Below are 18555 nucleotides of genomic sequence, written 5' to 3' on the forward strand. Positions count from 1 at the left end.
CTATCGTGATCTCGCGCTTCTTCATCGAACGTCCCGTGTTCGCCATGGTGATCTCCATCGTGATCCTGCTCGCGGGCCTGGTGGCCATGCGCGCGCTGCCCGTTGCCCAGTACCCGGAGATCGTGCCGCCGCAGGTGTCGGTGACGGCCGCCTATCCGGGCGCCAGCTCGCAGGTCATCGCCGAGACCGTGGCCGCGCCGCTGGAGCAGGAAATCAACGGCGTGCAGGGCATGATCTACCAGCTGTCGAACTCCGACAGCAGCGGCGCCATGAGCCTGACCGTGTACTTCGAGGTGGGCACCGACCCGGACCAGGCCACCATCGACGTCAACAACAAGGTGCAGGCCGCGCTCGCCAAGCTGCCCGAAGAGGTGCGCCGGCAAGGGGTGCAGGTGGAGAAGAAGTCCGCCGACATCCTGCAGGTGGTGACCCTGTTCTCGCCGGACAACTCCCGCGACCCGATCTTCATCAGCAACTACGCGCTGATCAACGTGATCGACGACCTCAAGCGGATTCCCGGGGTCGGCGACGTCAGCCAGTTCGGCTCCAAGGACTACGCCATGCGCATCTGGCTGCGCCCGGACAAGCTGGCGCAGTACAACCTGACGCCCTCCGACGTGGTCGATGCGATCCGCGAGCAGAACTCGCAGTTCGCCGCCGGCAGCTTCGGCCAGCAGCCGATGAAGGAGCCGCAGGACTTCACCTACATGGCCACCGCCCAGGGGCGCTTCACCGATCCCAAGGAGTTCGAGGGCGTCATCCTGCGCACCGATTCCACCGGCGCCAGCCTGCTGCTCAAGGATGTCGCGCGGGTCGAGCTGGGCGCGCAGGACTACTCCCTGGTGACCTCGCTGAACGGCCAGCAGAACGCCGCCTTCGGCATCTACCTGCAGCCGGGCGCCAACGCGCTGGATACCGCCCAGGCCGTGCGCGACCACATGGAGACCCTGGCCAGGCGCTTCCCGCAGGGCATCACCTACAAGATCCCGTACGACACCACGATCTTCGTCCAGGTCTCCATCGAGGAGGTGATCCACACCTTCGTCGAGGCGCTGATCCTGGTGATGGTGGTGGTCTTCATCTTCCTGCAGAACCTGCGCGCCACGCTGATTCCGGTGCTGGCGATCCCGGTGTCGCTGGTGGGCACCTTCGCCGGCATGTACCTGCTGGGCTTCTCGATCAACCTGCTGTCGCTGTTCGGCATGGTGCTGGCGATCGGCATCGTGGTGGACGACGCCATCGTCGTGCTGGAGAACGTCGAGCGGGTCATGCGCACCGAGAAGCTGAGTCCCAAGGATGCGGCGATCAAGGCGATGGAGGAGGTGACCGGGCCGATCATCGCCATCGTGCTGGTGCTCTGTGCGGTGTTCATCCCGGTCGGCTTCCTCGGCGGCCTGGCCGGCCAGATGTACCAGCAGTTCGCGATCACCATCGCGGTGTCGGTGGTGATTTCCGGCATCGTCGCGCTGACGCTCTCGCCGGCGCTCTGCGCGCTGATCCTCAAGCCCGGGCACAAGGAGCCGGCGGCGCCGTTCCGCTGGTTCAACCGCCTGTTCGAGCGCGCCACCAATGGCTACGGCGCCGGCGTGCAGTTCTTCCTCAAGCGGGTGACCCTCGGCCTGGTGCTGTTCGGCGGGATGATCGCGCTGCTGGTCGTGCTGTTCGGCCGGGTGCCCGGCTCGCTGGTGCCCGACGAGGACCAGGGCTACGTGCTCAACGCCTACTTCCTGCCGCCGGCGGCGTCGCTGAGCCGTACCCAGAAGCTCACCGACGACGTGACCCACGAGTTGATGAAGCACCCGGCGGTGCAGGACGTGGTGACCTTCGCCGGTTTCGACATCCTCACCTTCGGCACCCGCAGCAACGCCGGGGTGTCCTTCGTGCCGCTCAAGGACTGGAAGGAGCGCACCTCGCCGGAGCTGGACGCGCGCAACCTGATCCATGAATTCATGCGCATGGGCGCGACGCAGGAAGACGGCGTGGTGATGTCCTTCAACCCGCCGCCGATCACCGGCATGAGCACCACCGGCGGTTTCGAGGCGTATATCCAGGACCGCAGCGGCGGCACCTCCGAGCAGCTGGAGGAGGTGGTGACGAAGTTCCTCGCCGCCGCCGCCAAGCGCCCGGAGCTGGCGGGGGTGAACACCACCTTCAACGCCAACGTGCCGCAGTACTACATCGACCTGGACCGCACCAAGGCGCGCTCGCTGGGGGTGGCGATCAACGATGTGTTCACCGCGATGCAGTCGACCTTCGGCAGCTACTACGTCAACGACTTCACCCTCTATGGCCGCACCTGGCAGGTCAGCCTGGAGTCCGAGCCGGAGTTCCGCCGCAAGCCGGACGACCTCAGCCAGGTCTTCGTGCGCGCGTCCACCGGCGACCTGGTGCCGCTCTCGGCGCTGGTCAGCGTGCGGCGCATCCTCGGGCCGGACTCCTACGCCCGCTTCAACGTGTTCCCGGCGGCCAAGCTGCTCGGCGGCCCGGCCCCGGGCTACAGCTCCGGCCAGGCGCTGGCGGCGATGCAGGAAGTGGCGGACCAGGTGCTGGGCGAGGACTACTCGCTGGCCTGGATCGGCTCGGCCTACCAGGAACTGGCGACCCAGGGCTCGGGCAGCACCGCGTTCATCTTCGGCCTGGTCCTGGTGTTCCTCATCCTGGCGGCGCAGTACGAGCGCTGGACGCTGCCGCTGGCGGTGGTCACCGCGGTGCCCTTCGCGGTGTTCGGCGCGATCATGGCGATCTGGCTGCGCGGGCTGGACAACGACGTGTACTTCCAGGTCGGCCTGGTGACCCTGATCGGCCTGGCGGCGAAGAACGCCATCCTGATCATCGAGTTCGCCGTGATCTGCCGCGAGGAGCAGGGCATGGGGCCGATGCAGGCGGCGCTGGCGGCGGCCAAGCTGCGCTTCCGCCCGATCGTCATGACTTCGCTGGCCTTCATCCTCGGTTGCGTGCCGCTGGCGATCAGCACCGGCGCGGGCTCGGCCAGCCGCCACTCGATCGGCACCGGGGTGATCGGCGGGATGCTCGCCGCGACCCTGCTGGCGACCTTCCTCATCCCGATGTTCTACATGCTGGTGGAAATGGCTGCCGACAGGCTCTCCGGCCGCAAGCCGCAGGACAAGCCCGTGGAGGAAGGGGCTCCCGAGGCCTGAAGGCGGGGCGGGCCGGCCGGTTGCCGGTCCGCTTCCGGGGAATTGATTAGCGAGCTTGCTAATTTTTCGGCCATGGTCACAATGCGGGACTTGGTCGCGCCGCGCGTGCGCGACGCAATCCTGCACCCATCCGCCCTGGCGCCCGATCCGCCGCAGCCGGAGTGTGCCCAGGGGACTTCATGAATCTGCGTATCCTGCTGATCCTCGGCGCCCTGAGCGCCTTCGGGCCGATGGCCATCGACTTCTATCTGCCCAGCTTCCCGACCCTGGCGCGGGCCTTCGGCACCGACGTCGAGCACGTGCAGCTGAGCCTGTCGGCGTACTTCGCCGGCCTGGCCATCGGCCAACTGCTCTACGGTCCGCTGGCGGACCGGATCGGCCGGCGCCTGCCGCTACTGCTGGGGGTGGGCATCTTCACCCTGGCCTCGCTGGCCTGCGCGTTCGTGCCGAGCCTGGAGTGGCTGATCGCCGCGCGTTTCGTCCAGGCCCTGGGCGGCTGCGCCGGCATGGTGATTTCGCGGGCGGTGGTGCGCGACCTGTGCGACCCGATCGCCGCCGCCAAGGCCTTCTCGCAACTGATGCTGGTGATGGGGCTGGCGCCGATCCTCGCGCCGCTGGGCGGCGGGCTGCTGCTGAACCTGTCCGGCTGGCAGGCGATCTTCTACAGCCTGACGCTGTTCAGCGCGCTGGCCGGCGCGGCCATCGCCCTGTGGCTGCCGGAAACCATCCCGGCCGGTCCGCGCGCGCCGTTGCGCGGGGCGGGGCGGCAGTACCTGGCGCTGTTCGCCGACCGCTCCTTCATCACCTACGCGCTGACCGGCGGTGTCGCCATCGCCGGGATGTTCTCCTACGTCGCCGGTTCACCCTTCGTGTTCATCCAGCTCTACGGCGTGCCGGCCGAGCACTTCGGCTGGATCTTCGGCAGCAACGCGGCGGGCTTCATCCTGATGGCGCAGGTGAATGCGCGGCTGCTGCGCTATCGCGGGCCGGGCTTCTGGCTGCGCCGGGCGGTGTGGGTGTACTTCGCCTGCGGCGTGACGCTGCTGGCGGTCACCCTGGCCAGGCCGGCGCAGCTGTGGCCGCTGCTGATCCCGCTGTTCGGCGCCATCGCCTGCCTGGGCTTCCTGCTGCCCAACGCTGCCGCCTGCGCCATGGCCAGCCAGGGCCGCCACGCCGGGAGCGCGTCGGCCCTGATGGGCAGTCTGCAGTTCAGCGTGGCGGCGGGCGCCTCGGCGCTGGTCGGCGCGCTGCACGAGGGCTCGGCATTGCCGATGGCCGCCGTGATCGCCACCTGCGGCCTGGCCGCGGCGGTGCTCGGCTGGTACAGCGGACAGATCAGTGAACGCGCCGCCTGAGCGGCTTCAGCTGGCTACTCGGTGGTGCAGATCGGGCCGCACCGGCAACGGGTGCGGGGCGTGCAGGCGCGCTTCCAGGGTGGCGACGAAGTGGCGGGCTTCCCGCTCGCTGCGGAAGCCAACGGCCTGTTGATCCAGGCAGACTTCCCAAGGTTGATTGGCGTTGGCAAAAGACGGGCGAACGAGGATGTGCATGGCTGGTCACCCCTGAACGGTCGTTTGAAGGGAATGTCAGTGTAGACCCGCCATGGAGCCGCGAAGGATGCGGCGCAAGGTCGCCGACAACCGGCTGGGCGCCCCTTCACGCGCCGCCGCGGCCCTGGCTCAGGCGCCGCCGGTAGGCGCTGGGGGAGAGCCCCATGACCTTGCTGAAAAGTCTTGAAAAGTAATAGCTGTCGTCATACCCCAGGGCCTGGCTGACCTGGGCGACGCCGCAGGCGCTGCTGTCGAGCAACTGGCAGGCGTACTCGATCTTCAGGTGCAGGAAGTGCTGGATCGGCGTGCGCCCGGTGAGCGCGCGGTAGCGGTTGACGAAGTGGAACTTGGACAGGTTGCAGAAGGCCGCCAGCTGCGGCAGCTCCAGACGCTGGTGGAGGTTGTCGCGCATGTAGGCGTGCAGGGCCTCCAGATCCAGCCCGGTGTCGCGCACCGGGCTGAGCAGCGGCAGTTGGCAGAGCAGGGCGCGCAGGCGGCTGGCGGCGAGCAGGAAGGGCTGGAAGCGGTAGCCGCTGTGGCGCGCCTCCAGCAGCTGGGCGAAGCCGCTGACCAGGGTGTGCTGCAGCCCCCAGTGGCGCACCGGGGAGGCGCCGAAGCCGGCGGCGTCGCGCAGCCAGGCGGCGCCGTCGCCACGCAGGTGCACCCAGTAGATGGTCCAGGGGTTGGCGGGATCGGCGTGGTAGGCGTGGGCCATGCCCGGCGGCAGCCAGATCAGGTCGCCGCAGCCCACCGCCTGGCCCTGTCCTCCGGCGGCCAGCCAGCCCTGGCCTTCGCTGCAGTAGATCAGCAGGTGGTCGTCGTGCTGCTCGCGGCTCATCTGGTGGTCGCGGGCGCGGCGGTAGTGGCCCAGGGAGCTGGGATGCAGGTCGCGGCTGAGCGGGTGCGTGGCGAGCTTCTGCAGCAGCGTCGGCGGCAGCACCAGGCGCAGGCTGTCGGCGGGAAGGGGCCAGTCCGAGGTTCTCGACATACGGGTAGCTCGCTCAGCAATTTAATCCAGCAAGAGAACAATTTAGTCGATCTCCGCCGCCCTGTGCCGGTGATAGCTTTGCCCTGGCGTGGAATGTTCTGCCGTCTTCCCCGCAATAAAAGCCGGCTGCTGCCTGAAGCCGACCGGCATACGACCAAAGGTTGATGGTGGGGTGGCGAACCCCGTCCATACTCGTTGTTCGACCTCGATAACAACAAATAAGAGGCTCAGATGATGAACTACCGGCAGTGCCACGACCGCTCCATCGCGGAGCCGTCCGCTTTCTGGGCCGAGCAGGCCCGCCGCGTGGCCTGGTACCGCGCGCCGCAGGACATCCTGCAATCCCTGCCCGACGGCAGCCATCGCTGGTTCGCCGATGGCCGCCTGAACTCCAGCTACCTCGCCCTGGACCGCCAGATCGAACTCGGTCGCGGCGAGCAGACCGCGCTGATCTACGACTCCCCCGTCACCAACACCCAGCAGCGCTTCAGCTTCCTCGAGCTGCGCGACGAAGTCGCACGCCTGGCCGGCGCCCTGCGCGCGCTGGGGGTGGAGCGCGGCGACGGGGTGATCATCTACATGCCGATGGTGCCGCAGGCGGCGATGGCGATGCTCGCCTGCGCGCGCATCGGCGCCGTGCACTCGGTGGTGTTCGGCGGCTTCGCGCCCTACGAGCTGGCGCTGCGCATCGACGACGCCAAGCCCAAGCTGGTGCTCACCGCCTCCTGCGGGCTGGAGTTCGACCGGGTCATCGAATACAAGCCGCTGGTGGACAAGGCGCTGGAACTGGCGCTGCACCAGCCGGCTCACGTGATGGTCTGGCAGCGCCCGCAGGCGATGGCCGAACTGTTCGCCGGGCGCGACCTGGACTGGCGCGAGACCGTCGCCCGCGCCCAGCCGGCCGATCCGGTGGAGCTGGCCAGCGGCGATCCGCTGTACATCATGTACACCTCCGGCACCACCGGGAAACCCAAGGGCATCGTGCGCGACAACGGCGGCCACGCGGTGGCGCTGCACTATGCGCTGCCGACCATCTTCGGCCTGCAGCCGGGCGACGTCTGGTGGGGCGTTTCCGACGTCGGCTGGGTGGTCGGCCACTCGCTGATCGTCTACGGCCCGCTGATGAACGGCTGCACCACGGTGTTCTACGAGGGCAAGCCGGTGCGCACCCCGGATGCCGGCAGCTACTGGCGGGTGATCGAGGAGCACAAGGTCAACAGCCTGTTCTGCGCGCCCACGGCGATCCGCGCGATCCGCAAGGAAGACCCCGACGGCGCGCTGCTCAGGCATTACGACCTGAGCTCGCTGCGCCACCTGTTCCTCGCCGGCGAGAAGCTTGACAGCAGCACCCAGCACTGGCTGGAGGAACTCACCGGCAAGCCGGTGCACGACCACTGGTGGCAGACCGAGACCGGCTGGCCGGTGACCGCGCCCTGCGTCGGCCTGGGCGGCCACGACCTGCGCGCCGGCTCCACCAACCGCGCGGTGCCCGGCTACCACGTGCAGGTGGTGGACGACGAAGGCCATGTGCTGGGGCCGAACGAGCAAGGCTCCATCGTCATCGCCCTGCCGCTGCCGCCCGGCTGCGCGCAGACCCTGTGGAACGACCACCCGCGCTACCTGCAGGCGTACCTGAAGACCTATCCCGGCTACTACCACACCGGCGACGGCGGCTATGTCGACGAGGAGGGCTTCGTCTACATCATGGGCCGCACCGACGACGTGATTAACGTCTCCGGCCACCGCCTCTCCACCGGCGAGATGGAGGAGCTGCTGGCGCTGCACGATGCCGTGGCCGAATGCGCGGTGATCGCCGTGCAGGACAGCCTCAAGGGCCATGTCCCGCTGGGCCTGGTGGTGCTCAAGGACGGCGCGAAGAGCGCCGAGGACGCCCTGCAGCGCGAACTGGTGGCGCTGGTGCGCGAGCGCATCGGCGCGCTGGCCTGCTTCCAGCGCGCGGTGGTGGTCAAGCGGCTGCCCAAGACCCGCTCCGGCAAGATCCTGCGCGCCGTATTGCGCAAGATCGCCGATGGCGAGGAGTACGCGCCGCCGTCGACCATCGACGACCCGGCCATCCTCGGCGAGATCGCCGAGCGCCTGGGCGCGGCCGGGCTGGCCAAGGCGAGCTGATCCCACGCGCCGGCCTTGCCGGCGTCTTTCCAGGGCCGCCTTCGTGCGGCCCTTTTTTATGCCCCGCCCGACGATGATCCCGCGGCTAGCGGCTGCAGCTGTTGCGGCCGAGCAGCCGGTAGACCGGGCAGCTGCCGAGCGCGCCGGTGAGCAGCGGGACCAGGCCGATCCAGCCCCAGGGCGTCTGCGGGCCGACGAATACCAGGGCGAGCAGCCCCAGGCCGAGAATGATGCGGACGATACGGTCCGGCGTACTGACGTTCCTGCACAACATGGCGTTGTCCTCATGGCGATGGAGACTGCAGTTGTAAGGCAGGTGCGCGGCGGCGTTCAGTGACTTGGTCACACAGTGGCGGCCAGCGCCCGCAGGGCCAGCGGGTCGAGCAGTTCCAGGCTGGCGCGGCCCAGGCGCAGCCAGCCGCGCCGCTCGAACTCCTTGAGCTGGCGGCTGATGACCTCGCGGGAGCTGCCCAGGTCGGTGGCCAGTTGCTGGTGCGTCAGGGCCAGGCTGGGCTGGCCGCTTTCCAGCAGGCGCGCGGCCAGGCGGATGTCGATGCGCTGGAAGGCGACGTTCTCGAACAGCAGCATCAGCTCCACCAGGCGCTCGCCGCAGCTGGCGAACAGCCACTGGCGGAACGCCGCGGACTGCTGCATGAGCCGCTCGAAGTCGGCCTGCGCGAGCATCTCCAGGGTGCAGGCGGTTTCCGCGACGCCCTCGGCGGCATAGGGGCGGCGGGACATCAGGCAGGCGTTGGTCATGATGCAGCTTTCGCCCGGATGCACGCGGTAGAGCACGATTTCGCGGCCCTGGGGCGAGACGGTCTGCACGCGGACCTGCCCGCTGCGCAGCCGCACGAAGTGCGCGCAGTCCGCGCCGTGGGCGAACAGGCGGGTGCCCGCCGGCACCTCCACGGTGCGGGCGAGTCGGGAAATGTCGTTGGCGATAGTGGAATCGAGCTGGCTCATCGGCGCTCCGCAAGGGGACAACGGGCGCCGGAGGTGGCGCGCGCCGATCTTCTATACCCGACCGCGCGGCGGCGCGGGCTGAGCCAGGTCAGTCGGGGCGGTTCACAGCGCCTGCGCCTTGAACGTGTCGCACTTGCCCGGCGAGCCGCTCTCGAAACCGAGCTTGAACCAGCGCACGCGCTGCGCGGAGGAGCCGTGGGTGAAGGAGTCGGGCATCACGCTGCCGCGCGCCTGGCGTTGCAGGTGGTCGTCGCCGATGGCGTTGGCGGCGTTCAGCGCTTCCTCCACGTCGCCCGGCTCCAGCCAGTTCAGGCGCTGCTGGGCGTGATGCGCCCAGACTCCGGCGAAGCAGTCGGCCTGCAGTTCCTGGCGCACCGAGAGGCCGTCGGCGCCTTCCATGCGCGCGCCGCGCTGGCGGGCGGCGTTGATCTTGGCGGAGATGCCGAGCAGGTTCTGCACGTGGTGGCCGACTTCGTGGGCGATCACGTAGGCCTGGGCGAAGTCGCCGGCGGCGGCGAACTTCTGTTCCATTTCGCGGAAGAAGCCCAGGTCCAGGTAGACCCGGTGGTCGCCCGGGCAATAGAACGGCCCGACCGCCGAGGAGGCGTAGCCGCAGGCCGAGTTCACCCCGCCGTTGAACAGGATCAGCCTGGGCTGCTCGTACTGGGCGTTGCTGCGGGCGAAGATCTCGCCCCAGGTGTCCTCGGTGTCGCCGAGGATGGCACGGACGAACTCCACCTGCGGGTCGTTGGCGCTGGCCGGCTTGCCCTGCGCCGGGCGGCTGGGGGCCTGTTGCGAGACGTCCATCTGGCCGAGCAGCGAACCGAGGATGGTCATCGGGTCCTGGCCCATCAACAGGCCGACCACCACCACGATGGCCACGCCGCCCAGGCTCAGGCCACGTCCGCCGATGCGCAGGCCGCCACCGCCGCCGCTTTCGTCCCGTGCGTCCTCTACGTTGTCGCTGCGTCGTCCTTTGCGCCAGAGCATGGCGGCGTCTCCTTGAACAGGTTGCTTCAGTGTTGCCGTGGCTGGCGGGGGCCGCCAGCCCGGTCGTCAGGCCAGGCGGTGCAGCAGTTCGGCGCGGGCGAGCAGTTGCACGTCGCCGCCGACGCGCACCTCGTCGTCCTGCCCGACCTGCACGTCGAGGCGGCTGGGGCGGCCGACGAAGCGGCCCTGGGCGAGGTGGAAGGGTTCGCCGCGGCGGGCCTTGCCGAGCTCCACCAGGTAGGCCGCGACGGGGCCGGCGGCGCTGCCGGTGGCGATGTCCTCGATGACCCCGGCGCCGTCCCAGGTGCGGCCCTCGCGGTTATCCACATCCAGCACGAAGACGAACGCGGCGTTGAGTTTCGCCAGTTCGGCATCGAGGTCCGCGCGCTGGCGCACGCGGCCCAGCGCCTCGGCTTTCACCGGCAGCAGCAGGTAGGGCAGGCCGGTGCTGACCACGGCGGCGGGGTAGTCGGCCAGGTCCGCGGCGGTCAGCGAGAAGGCTTCGGCGAACCAGCGGCGCGCCTCGTCGTCCAGCACGCTACCGAAGTCGGCGGCGCCCTGGTTCATCTCGGCATGGAAGCCGGCGCCGCGCCGGCGGGTGGCGACCTTCACGTCCTTGGCGGCCAGTTGCAGGGTCCAGACTTCCTCCTCGCCGCGCTGGTGCAGGTGGTGCAGCAGCGCGGCGGCGCCCAACACCGGGTGGCCGGCGAAGGGCAGTTCCTCGTCGACGGTGAAGATGCGCGCCGAGTAGGTGTCCAGCGAGGCGGAGGGGAACAGGAAGATGGATTCGAACTGGCGCAGCTCCTGCGTCAGCGCCTGCAGGGTCGGGGCCGGCAGGCCGCGCGCGTCGGGAAACACCGCCAGGCCGTTGCCGGCCAGCGGTTGCTGCGCGAAGACGTCGAGCTGCCAGTACTGAAGGGGAGGCATGGGACTCCAGGGGCCGCGTTCGCGCGGCGCGATAGGAAATACTCGACAGCCAGCCTAGCGAGCTATATGTTCGCCGACAAGAAAGCGCAGGCCTCAGCGCCGCGCTTTCCAGGCCACCGCAGTGGCCGGCGTCGCTCGGACGGTTCCGGGCGCCTACGTTAACCCGAGGACATCATGACTGAACCCCGTTCAGCTCGTCGCTTTGCACGCATCGATCGCCTGCCCCCCTACGTTTTCAACATCACCGCCGAACTGAAGATGGCCGCCCGCCGCCGTGGCGAGGACATCATCGACCTGTCCATGGGCAACCCGGACGGGGCCACGCCGCCGCACATCGTCGAGAAGCTCTGCCAGGTCGCCCAGCGCGAGGACACCCACGGCTATTCCACCTCCCGTGGCATCCCGCGCCTGCGCCGCGCCATCTCGCACTGGTACCGCGACCGCTACGACGTGCAGATCGACCCGGAATCCGAGGCCATCGTCACCATCGGCTCCAAGGAAGGCCTGGCGCACCTGATGCTGGCGACCCTGGACCACGGCGACACCATCCTGGTGCCCAACCCCAGCTACCCGATCCACATCTACGGCGCGGTGATCGCCGGCGCCCAGGTGCGCTCGGTGCCGCTGGTGCCGGGGATCGACTTCTTCAACGAGCTGGAGCGGGCGATCCGCGAGTCGATTCCCAAGCCGAAGATGATGATCCTCGGCTTCCCCTCCAACCCCACCGCGCAGTGCGTGGAGCTGGACTTCTTCGAGCGCGTGGTGGCCCTGGCCAAGCGCTACGACGTGCTGGTGGTGCACGACCTGGCCTACGCGGACATCACCTTCGACGGCTGGAAGGCGCCGTCGATCATGCAGGTGCCCGGCGCCAAGGACATCGCGGTGGAGTTCTTCACCCTGTCCAAGAGCTACAACATGGCCGGCTGGCGCATCGGCTTCATGGTCGGCAACCCGGAGCTGGTCTCGGCCCTGGCGCGGATCAAGAGCTACCACGACTACGGCACCTTCACCCCGCTGCAGGTGGCGGCCATCGCCGCGCTGGAAGGCGACCAGCAGTGCGTGCGCGACATCGCCGAGCAGTACCAGAAGCGCCGCGACGTGCTGGTCAAGGGCCTGCACGAGGCCGGCTGGATGGTCGAGAACCCCAGGGCCTCGATGTACATCTGGGCGAAGATTCCCGAACCCTACGCGCACCTGGGCTCCCTGGAGTTCGCCAAGAAGCTGCTCAAGGACGCCAAGGTCTCGGTATCGCCCGGCGTCGGTTTCGGCGACTACGGCGACGACCACGTGCGCTTCGCCCTGATCGAGAACCGCGACCGCCTGCGCCAGGCGGTGCGCGGGATCAAGGCGATGTTCCGCGCCGACGGCCTGCTGCCGGCGAAGGCGGAATGAGGCGGTGATGCGGAAAGGGGCGGCCAGTTGGCCGCCCCTTTCGTTTGCGGGCTGATTTCCGCGGCTCCGCAGGATGGCGCGGAGCGAAGCGATACCCATCGTTTCCCGGCAGGTTCTGTTGATGGGGGGGCGCAAGCTCCATCCATCCTGCGGCGGGTATTTTGCGCGAGCGCCAGGAAGCGTGCCGCCTATCGGCGGTTTCGCGGACAAGGTCCGCTCCTACGGGATCAACAGTCCGCCTGACCCAGAGGACCAGGGCAAGCATCGCGGCGGAGTCCGTCCCTGCTGAAGCACTGCCTTTCGTAGGATGGCGTGGAGCGAAGCGATACCCATCGGTGACCGTGCAGGCCGAGGGATATCTCAGGCTCGCTGCGGGATAGCCAGCCACCGGGTCGGTGGTGGCGGCGGACGGCAGTCCTGCGTTCAGCGCTGCGGATAGTCCGCCAGCACTTCGCGCTGGCCGGTCCTGGTCAGCCCGACCACCTGATAGGCGTCGTGCCGGTCGCCCATCTCCATGCCCGGCGAGCCCATCGGCATCCCCGGCACGGCGGCGCCGGCCAGGTCGGCGCGCTCGCGCAGCTTCAGGATGTCGGCGGCCGGCACGTGGCCCTCGACGAACTTGCCGTCGATCACCCCGGTGTGGCACGAGCCCATGCCGTAGGGCACGCCCAGGCGGGTCTTCACCGCGCTCATGTCGGCTTCGACGTGGTCGTTGACGGTGAAGCCGTTGTTTTCCAGGTGCCTGATCCAGTCCTTGCAGCAACTGCAATTGGCATCGCGGTGCACATCGATGGTCAGCGGTTCGGCGGCCTGTGCGGCGCCGGCGGCGAGGGCGGTGAGCAGGAGCAGGGTGCGCATGGTGGATACCTCGGAGAGCGAATGCGCCCGAGGATACCCCCGGTGGCGCGGCCGCCCCATCGGCCAGCTGTTTCGATATATGACCGGAGGCCAGAACTTGCGGCGCCCTCCGGGGTCTGTAGCTGATTGGTGATGCGTCCGCGGCTCCGGGCCGCCGCCGTGGATGCGTGGCATGGCTGTCCGGCCAAGGAGAAAGAGGATGCTCTTCGCCCGTCTCGTCCTGCTGGTCCAGGCCCTGGTGTGGGGTGGCCTGGGGCTGCTCTATTGGATTCGTCCCTACGAAATGGCCAACCTCAGCGGCATGCTGCTGATGGAGCCTTCCTCGGTGAGCGATGCCCGGGTGTTCTACGGCGGGCACCAGTTCGCCCTCGCGCTGTTCCTGGTGTTCGCCCTGCGCCGCCGCCTGCTGGTGCGCCCGGCGCTGATCCTGGTGATCCTGGTGCAGCTGACCCTGACCCTGTCGCGCCTGCTGATCGCCTGGACCGAAGGCGGGATGGCGATGGACGCCCAACTGGCCGGCGTCATCTACCGCGGCGTGATTTCCGCGCTGGCGATCCTCGCCCTCTACTGGCTGGAGCGGCAGTCGCGGAACCGGGGTTCGCCGCCCAGTGCAAAGGAGCCTGACGAGCCGGAGGAACAGCGCGCGGATTTCGAGGGGCTCTGAATGCCGGATCAGGTTGTTTTGACCTCATTTGAAGTCATAAAGACTGCGATGAATTGCGGTCTTTATGACTTGGCATATTTATAACTCATTGTTTTTAATGACTTCTTTCGTTGGCACGAAAACTGGAATGGCTTATCTGCTGTTTTATTGCCAACGGAGAAAATCATGAGCTTCATGCGTGTAGCGGTAGTGCTGTTCAGCGCGTTTTCCTGTGTTGCCGTGCTGGCCGACGAGGTGGTTGCCGAGGTTCCGGACAACACCGTCGGCCGCGGTTTCGGTACCGGTGCCGGGGTGTTGCTGGGCGGTGCGCTGGGCGGCCCGATCGGGGCGGCGGTGGGGGCGGGCGTCGGCTTCTTCGGTGGTTCGGCGACGCAGCAGGCATCCGGCGGCAGCCAGAAGTCCTACGTCGTCCGTGACACCGCCGGGCGCGAGCGGACCGTGCGTTCGCCAAACGCCGAATTCCGCGTCGGACAACAGGTGAGTGTGCGCGGCGACCGCCTGCAGGCCATGGACTGACCTTCGGATGAGCGGGGCACTCCCGGGCTGCAGCGAATGCCGAAGTGCCCCGCGCAACGTGCTATCGTACTGATTTTGCGGAAGAACCGGTGCGGAGCCAAAGATGAAGTTCGTACATCAACGTGAACACCTGAACGAAGGCGATCTGGTGATCATCGAGTGCTCCATGACCTGCAACATCCGCCTGATGACCGACGCCAACTTCCGCAGCTTCAAGAACGGCGGCCGCCATGCCTACCACGGCGGCGCCTTCGACCGCTTCCCGGCGAAGATCAAGGTGCCCAGCACCGGCTTCTGGAACGTCACCATCGACACCGTGACCCGCCGCGCCATCAGCGTGACGCGCAAGGCCGACTTCAAGTACAGCATCAAGTTCGTGCGCAAGTCGCCGTCGAACTACAGCTGACCCTCAATTCCCCGCCCGCGCGGGGAAATCCCCGAGCAGGCGCGCGATGCCGTCGTCCACGGCCCGCTGCGGCAGCGCCGGATCGCGCAGCTGGCGCGCCACCTGCGCCTGGAACAGCACCGCGCCCGAGGCATCGTCGAGAATCTGCAGCGCCAGCCGCGCCTCATCCTGATTGGTGATCTGCGTCTGGGTCACCACCCCCCGCGCCGGTCACCACCGGGCGCTGGACGATGCCGGCCTGGCTGTCCAGGCCGACGGCGTAGATCACCCGCAACTCCCCCGAACCGTCCTGAAAGCGGTAGCCCTTGGCTTCCAGCGCCCGGCGCACGGCGAGATCGATGCGCTCTTCGAGGTCTTCGCGGTGGCCCGGCGCGCGCACGGCCTGGATGAAGAAGGTGCTTTGCCGGCCATTGGCGGCGGGGGAGACGCTGATGCTGGCGGGGGCGCTGCCGGCGCAGGCGGCCAGCAGCAGGCAGAGCAGGGGAAGGATCAGGCGGGACATGGACGGCACTCTTGTCATTGTCCCGCAAGCCTAGCCGCTACATGGCGGCTCACCGCCCAACCCTTGGTTGGTCGGCGAGTGCTCAGCGGCGGGTCAGCAGCACGCCGGCTTCCATGTGGTGGGTGTAGGGGAACTGGTCGAACAGCGCGCAGCGGCTGACCTGGTGGGTGTCGTGCAGCTGGGCGATGTTCTGCGCCAGGGTCTCCGGGTTGCAGGAGATGTACAGGATGCTGTCGAAGCGCCGGGTCAGCTCGCAGGTGTCCGGGTCCATGCCGGCGCGCGGCGGGTCGACGAACACGCTGCCGAAGTCGTAGGACTTCAGGTCGACGTCGGCCAGGCGGCGGAACGGGCGCACCTCGTTGAGCGCCTGGGTCAGTTCCTCGGCGGACAGGCGCACCAGCGCCACGTTGTCCACGGCGTTGTCGGCGAGGTTCGCCAGCGCGGCGTTCACCGAGGTCTTGCTGATCTCGGTGGCCAGCACCTTGCGCACGCGGGTGGCCAGCGGCAGGGTGAAGTTGCCGTTGCCGCAGTACAGCTCCAGCAGGTCGTCGTCGCGCTGGCCCAGGGCATCGAAGGCCCAGTTGAGCATCTTCTGGCAGACCTCGCCGTTGGGCTGGGTGAAGGCGCCCTCCGGCTGGCGGTAGCGGAAGGTGCAGCCGGCGACGGTCAGCGCTTCGTTCACGTAGTCGCGGCCCACGACCAGACGCTTGCCGCGGGAGCGGCCGACGATGCTCACGCCCAGTTCGGCCGCCAGCTTCTGCGCGGCGGCTTCCCAGGCGGCATCCACCGGACGGTGGTAGCAGAGGGTGATCAGCGCGTCGCCCGCCAGGGTGGTGAGGAACTCCACCTGGAACAGCTTGTGGCCCAGCACCGGCTCGGCCCAGGCGGCCTTCAGGCGCGGCATCAGCTGGTTGATGCGCTGGCTGGCGATGGGAAATTCCTCGATCAGGATCGGCGTGTGCTTGTCGCCCTGCTCGAACATCGCGTAGTGGCGCGTCTCGCCCTCGCGCCACAGGCGGAATTCGGCGCGCAGGCGGTAATGCTCGCGCGGCGAGTCGAACAGCTCCGGCTCCGGCGCGGCGAAGGGCGCCAGCAGCTCGCGCAGGCGGGCGGCCTTGGCGGCCAGTTGGCTGTCGTATTGGGACGGGTCGAAACGCGGACTGCTCATGGGGCGGGTAACTCGTGTGGGTCGGCGGCATTCGATGGGTATCGCTGCGCTCCACGCCATCCTACGTCGGGGGTGGGTGGGGGCGGCGATACCCATCATGCCGCGAAAGGAAAATCAGGCGTTGTACCAGCCCAGCTTGATGACGAAGAGAACCGACAGGATCACCAGCGCCGAATTCAGCTCGCGGAAGCGGCCGGACAGCAGCTTGCAGGCGGTCCAGGTGATGAAGCCGAAGGCGATGCCGTTGGCGATGGAGAAGGTCAGCGGCATGGCCAGGGCGGTGACCACCACGGGAGCGGCGACGGTCAGGTCGTCCCAGTCGATCTCGGCCAGGCCCGAGGCCATCAGCACGGCGACGAAGAACAGCGCGGGCGCCGTGGCGAAGGCCGGCACGTTGCCCGCCAGCGGGGCGAAGAACAGCGCCAGGAGGAACAGCACGGCGACCACGATGGCGGTCAGGCCGGTGCGGCCGCCGGCGGAAACGCCCGCCGCCGACTCGATGTAGCTGGTGGTGGTGGAGGTGCCCAGCAGCGAGCCGAACATGGCGGCGGTGCTGTCGGCGATCAGCGCGCGGCCCATCTTCGGCATGTGCCCGTCCTTGCCCATCAGGCCGGCGCGCTTGGCCACGCCGATCAGGGTGCCGGAGTTGTCGAACAGGTCGACGAAGAGGAAGGCGAAGATCACGCTGGTCAGGCCGATGTCCAGCGCGCCCTTGATGTCCAGCTGCAGGAAGGTCGGCGCCAGCGACGGCGGCATCGACACCACGCCGCCGAAGGTGGTGACGCCCAGGGCGATGGCGATGAAGGTCACGGCGAGGATGCCGATCATCACCGCGCCGGTCACCCGGCGCGCTTCCAGGGCGACGATCAGGATGAAGCCGAGGATCGCCAGCAGCGGCTCGGGCTTGGCCAGGTCGCCCATGCCCACCAGGGTGGCCGGGTTGGCGACGACGATGCCCGATTCCTTCAGCGCGATCAGCGCGAGGAACAGGCCGATGCCCGCGGCGATGGCCGAACGCAGGGCCAGCGGGATGCTGTTGATGATCCACTCGCGGATGCGGAAGATCGAAATGATGAAGAACATGCACGCGGAGAGGAACACCGCGCCGAGGGCCACCTGCCAGGTGTGGCCCATGTGCAGCACCACGGTGTAGGTGAAGAAGGCGTTCAGGCCCATGCCGGGCGCCAGGGCGATCGGGTAGTTGGCGATCAGGCCCATGATCGCCGAGCCGATGGCCGCGGCCAGGCAGGTGGCGACGAAGACCGCGCCCTTGTCCATGCCCGTCGCGCCGAGGATGCTCGGGTTGACGAAGAGGATGTAGGCCATGGTCAGGAAGGTGGTGATTCCCGCCAGGATCTCGGTGCGCACGTTGGTGTCGTGCGCCTTGAGTTGGAACAGCTTTTCCAGCATGTTTGGCTCCCCGTGACGCGCTCCGCGCCGTTGTCGTTCTGGCCGGGAAAAGCAAAGCCCATGCCCGCCCGGGGCATGCAGCTTTCTTGTGACCGGCAAAAGGCGCGCATGATACCAGCTTGCCCCGAGCCGGAAAATTTCTGACCGGATCGCCAGCATCCGTTCGTCTGCAAGCTTAGTCGCGGTACCGACCAAGGGCGTGCAACTTGTGCCGCCACGGTGGTCTGACCTTCTATGACCCTGGCCCGACCGGCCGCTGTGCCTGACCCGTATTCCCGATGAAACGCTCGCTACCGCTTGTCCTTGCCGCCCTGCTGGCCGCCTGCGCCGGCGCCCCGCCGACCGCCCCGCAGCACAGTTTCGATGTCCACGCCCTGGCCGCGCACGCCTCGGCCAGCACCCGCACCCTGGCCGACCCGCAGGGCAAGGCGGTCCTCGTGACCACCCGGCCGACCCTGACCCAGCAGGACGTGCAGCAGGCCGAACTGGCCAGCGTCGCCGACGGCCAACCGGCCGTGCAGGTGCAGTTCACCCCGGACGCCAGCCTGCGCCTGGCGCGCCTGACCCGCGAGGAACAGGGCAAGTCCCTGGCGGTGGTGATCGACGGGCAACTGCGCCTGCTGCCGAAGGTCGACCGCCCCGTGACCGATGGCCGCGTGCTGCTCCAGGGCTTCGCCAATCAGACCGAGGCCGAGACGCTGGTGCGCCGGCTCAATGAGCTGCGCCATGTGCCGGCGCAGCCGGAGCAGGGGGCGCCCGGGCAACCGTGACTGGCGCTCCCGCGTGGCTCGCCGTTGCGGGGCGCCTTTTTGTAGGAGCGAGCTTGCTCGCGAATGGTCTCGCTGCGGGGCTTGTTCGCGAGCAAGCTCGCTCCTACAGGTAACGCGCATCGGGGGCCTTAATGAAAAAGCCCGGCATCTGCCGGGCTTT

The 18555-nt window shown here is 68.3% G+C and carries 19 protein-coding genes; 8 read left to right on the plus strand and 11 right to left on the minus strand.

All coding sequences use genetic code 11. From position 1 onward, the window contains the following. Positions 1-5: 5 nt before the first annotated feature. A complete protein-coding gene (locus AC3B6A_RS04300; RefSeq protein WP_488401072.1) occupies positions 6-3158 on the plus strand; it encodes an efflux RND transporter permease subunit in 3153 nt (1050 codons plus the stop codon). Between the two features lie 179 nt (positions 3159-3337). Next, positions 3338-4513 carry a Bcr/CflA family multidrug efflux MFS transporter gene (locus tag AC3B6A_RS04305; protein WP_488401073.1) on the plus strand — a complete coding sequence of 392 codons (1176 nt, stop codon included), beginning with the start codon at positions 3338-3340 and terminating at the stop codon, positions 4511-4513. 6 nt (positions 4514-4519) lie between these two features. On the opposite strand, the gene AC3B6A_RS04310 is transcribed toward AC3B6A_RS04305, so the two are convergent. Both AC3B6A_RS04310 and AC3B6A_RS04315 read right to left on the minus strand, forming a co-directional pair. Further along, on the minus strand, positions 4520-4708 hold the full coding sequence (locus AC3B6A_RS04310; protein WP_488401074.1) for a hypothetical protein: 189 nt from the start codon (positions 4706-4708) through the stop codon (positions 4520-4522). 106 nt (positions 4709-4814) lie between these two features. Next, entirely contained in the window at positions 4815-5696 is an 882-nt protein-coding gene (locus AC3B6A_RS04315) for an AraC family ligand binding domain-containing protein (protein ID WP_488401075.1), read from the minus strand. A gap of 234 nt (positions 5697-5930) precedes the next feature. Between AC3B6A_RS04315 and AC3B6A_RS04320 the strand changes: the two genes are divergently transcribed. Beyond that, positions 5931-7826 (plus strand): propionyl-CoA synthetase, encoded by a 1896-nt coding sequence (locus tag AC3B6A_RS04320; RefSeq protein WP_488403510.1) that lies wholly within the window; start codon positions 5931-5933, stop codon positions 7824-7826. Between the two features lie 85 nt (positions 7827-7911). Here the strand turns inward: AC3B6A_RS04320 and AC3B6A_RS04325 are convergent, their stop codons facing one another. The 4 genes from AC3B6A_RS04325 to AC3B6A_RS04340 all read right to left on the minus strand — a co-directional run bounded on the left by AC3B6A_RS04325 (position 7912) and on the right by AC3B6A_RS04340 (position 10709). Beyond that, positions 7912-8100, minus strand: a complete 189-nt coding sequence (locus AC3B6A_RS04325) for a YgaP family membrane protein (RefSeq protein WP_488401076.1) — start codon at positions 8098-8100, stop codon at positions 7912-7914. Positions 8101-8168: 68 nt separating this feature from the next. After that, the gene (locus AC3B6A_RS04330; protein ID WP_488401077.1) at positions 8169-8792 is read right to left on the minus strand and encodes a Crp/Fnr family transcriptional regulator; all 624 of its coding nucleotides are present in this window, start codon (positions 8790-8792) and stop codon (positions 8169-8171) included. A gap of 102 nt (positions 8793-8894) precedes the next feature. After that, positions 8895-9782 carry a KPN_02809 family neutral zinc metallopeptidase gene (gene ypfJ / locus AC3B6A_RS04335; RefSeq protein ID WP_488401078.1) on the minus strand — a complete coding sequence of 296 codons (888 nt, stop codon included), beginning with the start codon at positions 9780-9782 and terminating at the stop codon, positions 8895-8897. A 66-nt stretch (positions 9783-9848) separates the two neighbouring features. Beyond that, positions 9849-10709: a PhzF family protein gene (locus AC3B6A_RS04340; protein WP_488401079.1), complete on the minus strand. Its 861-nt coding sequence runs from the start codon at positions 10707-10709 to the stop codon at positions 9849-9851. A gap of 174 nt (positions 10710-10883) precedes the next feature. Here AC3B6A_RS04340 and alaC point away from each other — a divergent pair, with 174 nt between their 5' ends. Continuing rightward, complete coding sequence (gene alaC / locus AC3B6A_RS04345; RefSeq protein ID WP_488401080.1) at positions 10884-12101, plus strand: alanine transaminase; 1218 nt, start codon at positions 10884-10886, stop codon at positions 12099-12101. A gap of 423 nt (positions 12102-12524) precedes the next feature. On the opposite strand, the gene AC3B6A_RS04350 is transcribed toward alaC, so the two are convergent. Beyond that, entirely contained in the window at positions 12525-12959 is a 435-nt protein-coding gene (locus AC3B6A_RS04350; RefSeq protein ID WP_488401081.1) for a DUF411 domain-containing protein, read from the minus strand. Between the two features lie 199 nt (positions 12960-13158). Between AC3B6A_RS04350 and AC3B6A_RS04355 the strand changes: the two genes are divergently transcribed. The 3 genes from AC3B6A_RS04355 to AC3B6A_RS04365 all read left to right on the plus strand — a co-directional run bounded on the left by AC3B6A_RS04355 (position 13159) and on the right by AC3B6A_RS04365 (position 14545). Further along, entirely contained in the window at positions 13159-13623 is a 465-nt protein-coding gene (locus tag AC3B6A_RS04355) for a DUF4345 family protein (RefSeq protein ID WP_488401082.1), read from the plus strand. A gap of 165 nt (positions 13624-13788) precedes the next feature. Further along, a complete protein-coding gene (locus tag AC3B6A_RS04360) occupies positions 13789-14139 on the plus strand; it encodes a hypothetical protein (RefSeq protein ID WP_488401083.1) in 351 nt (116 codons plus the stop codon). Positions 14140-14242: 103 nt separating this feature from the next. After that, on the plus strand, positions 14243-14545 hold the full coding sequence (locus AC3B6A_RS04365; RefSeq protein ID WP_488401084.1) for a DUF1883 domain-containing protein: 303 nt from the start codon (positions 14243-14245) through the stop codon (positions 14543-14545). A 3-nt stretch (positions 14546-14548) separates the two neighbouring features. Here the strand turns inward: AC3B6A_RS04365 and AC3B6A_RS04370 are convergent, their stop codons facing one another. From AC3B6A_RS04370 to AC3B6A_RS04385, 4 genes are all read right to left on the minus strand, one after another. Next, on the minus strand, positions 14549-14740 hold the full coding sequence (locus AC3B6A_RS04370) for a hypothetical protein (RefSeq protein WP_488401085.1): 192 nt from the start codon (positions 14738-14740) through the stop codon (positions 14549-14551). Beyond that, positions 14709-15047 carry a hypothetical protein gene (locus tag AC3B6A_RS04375; RefSeq protein ID WP_488401086.1) on the minus strand — a complete coding sequence of 113 codons (339 nt, stop codon included), beginning with the start codon at positions 15045-15047 and terminating at the stop codon, positions 14709-14711. Before AC3B6A_RS04375 ends, AC3B6A_RS04370 begins: the two co-directional genes overlap by 32 nt. A gap of 82 nt (positions 15048-15129) precedes the next feature. Further along, complete coding sequence (trmA, locus tag AC3B6A_RS04380; protein WP_488401087.1) at positions 15130-16215, minus strand: tRNA (uridine(54)-C5)-methyltransferase TrmA; 1086 nt, start codon at positions 16213-16215, stop codon at positions 15130-15132. A 114-nt stretch (positions 16216-16329) separates the two neighbouring features. Next, complete coding sequence (locus AC3B6A_RS04385) at positions 16330-17625, minus strand: NCS2 family permease (protein WP_488401088.1); 1296 nt, start codon at positions 17623-17625, stop codon at positions 16330-16332. Positions 17626-17903: 278 nt separating this feature from the next. On the opposite strand from AC3B6A_RS04385, the gene AC3B6A_RS04390 reads away from it, so the two are divergent. Then, on the plus strand, positions 17904-18395 hold the full coding sequence (locus AC3B6A_RS04390) for a SecDF P1 head subdomain-containing protein (RefSeq protein ID WP_488401089.1): 492 nt from the start codon (positions 17904-17906) through the stop codon (positions 18393-18395). The last annotated feature ends 160 nt before the right edge of the window (positions 18396-18555 follow it).

The organism is Pseudomonas sp. B12(2026) (assembly GCF_057767015.1).

Excerpts from the sequence above, each read along its gene's own strand:
- AC3B6A_RS04305 (WP_488401073.1), top strand. The coding sequence starts at position 3,338 with ATGAATCTGCGTATCCTGCTGATCCTCGGCGCCCTGAGCGCCTTCGGG.
- AC3B6A_RS04310 (WP_488401074.1), bottom strand. The coding sequence starts at position 4,708 with ATGCACATCCTCGTTCGCCCGTCTTTTGCCAACGCCAATCAACCTTGG.
- AC3B6A_RS04315 (WP_488401075.1), bottom strand. The coding sequence starts at position 5,696 with ATGTCGAGAACCTCGGACTGGCCCCTTCCCGCCGACAGCCTGCGCCTG.
- AC3B6A_RS04320 (WP_488403510.1), top strand. The coding sequence starts at position 5,931 with ATGAACTACCGGCAGTGCCACGACCGCTCCATCGCGGAGCCGTCCGCT.
- AC3B6A_RS04325 (WP_488401076.1), bottom strand. The coding sequence starts at position 8,100 with ATGTTGTGCAGGAACGTCAGTACGCCGGACCGTATCGTCCGCATCATT.
- AC3B6A_RS04330 (WP_488401077.1), bottom strand. The coding sequence starts at position 8,792 with ATGAGCCAGCTCGATTCCACTATCGCCAACGACATTTCCCGACTCGCC.
- ypfJ (WP_488401078.1), bottom strand. The coding sequence starts at position 9,782 with ATGCTCTGGCGCAAAGGACGACGCAGCGACAACGTAGAGGACGCACGG.
- AC3B6A_RS04340 (WP_488401079.1), bottom strand. The coding sequence starts at position 10,709 with ATGCCTCCCCTTCAGTACTGGCAGCTCGACGTCTTCGCGCAGCAACCG.
- alaC (WP_488401080.1), top strand. The coding sequence starts at position 10,884 with ATGACTGAACCCCGTTCAGCTCGTCGCTTTGCACGCATCGATCGCCTG.
- AC3B6A_RS04350 (WP_488401081.1), bottom strand. The coding sequence starts at position 12,959 with ATGCGCACCCTGCTCCTGCTCACCGCCCTCGCCGCCGGCGCCGCACAG.
- AC3B6A_RS04355 (WP_488401082.1), top strand. The coding sequence starts at position 13,159 with ATGCTCTTCGCCCGTCTCGTCCTGCTGGTCCAGGCCCTGGTGTGGGGT.
- AC3B6A_RS04360 (WP_488401083.1), top strand. The coding sequence starts at position 13,789 with ATGAGCTTCATGCGTGTAGCGGTAGTGCTGTTCAGCGCGTTTTCCTGT.
- AC3B6A_RS04365 (WP_488401084.1), top strand. The coding sequence starts at position 14,243 with ATGAAGTTCGTACATCAACGTGAACACCTGAACGAAGGCGATCTGGTG.
- AC3B6A_RS04375 (WP_488401086.1), bottom strand. The coding sequence starts at position 15,047 with ATGTCCCGCCTGATCCTTCCCCTGCTCTGCCTGCTGCTGGCCGCCTGC.
- trmA (WP_488401087.1), bottom strand. The coding sequence starts at position 16,215 with ATGAGCAGTCCGCGTTTCGACCCGTCCCAATACGACAGCCAACTGGCC.
- AC3B6A_RS04385 (WP_488401088.1), bottom strand. The coding sequence starts at position 17,625 with ATGCTGGAAAAGCTGTTCCAACTCAAGGCGCACGACACCAACGTGCGC.
- AC3B6A_RS04390 (WP_488401089.1), top strand. The coding sequence starts at position 17,904 with ATGAAACGCTCGCTACCGCTTGTCCTTGCCGCCCTGCTGGCCGCCTGC.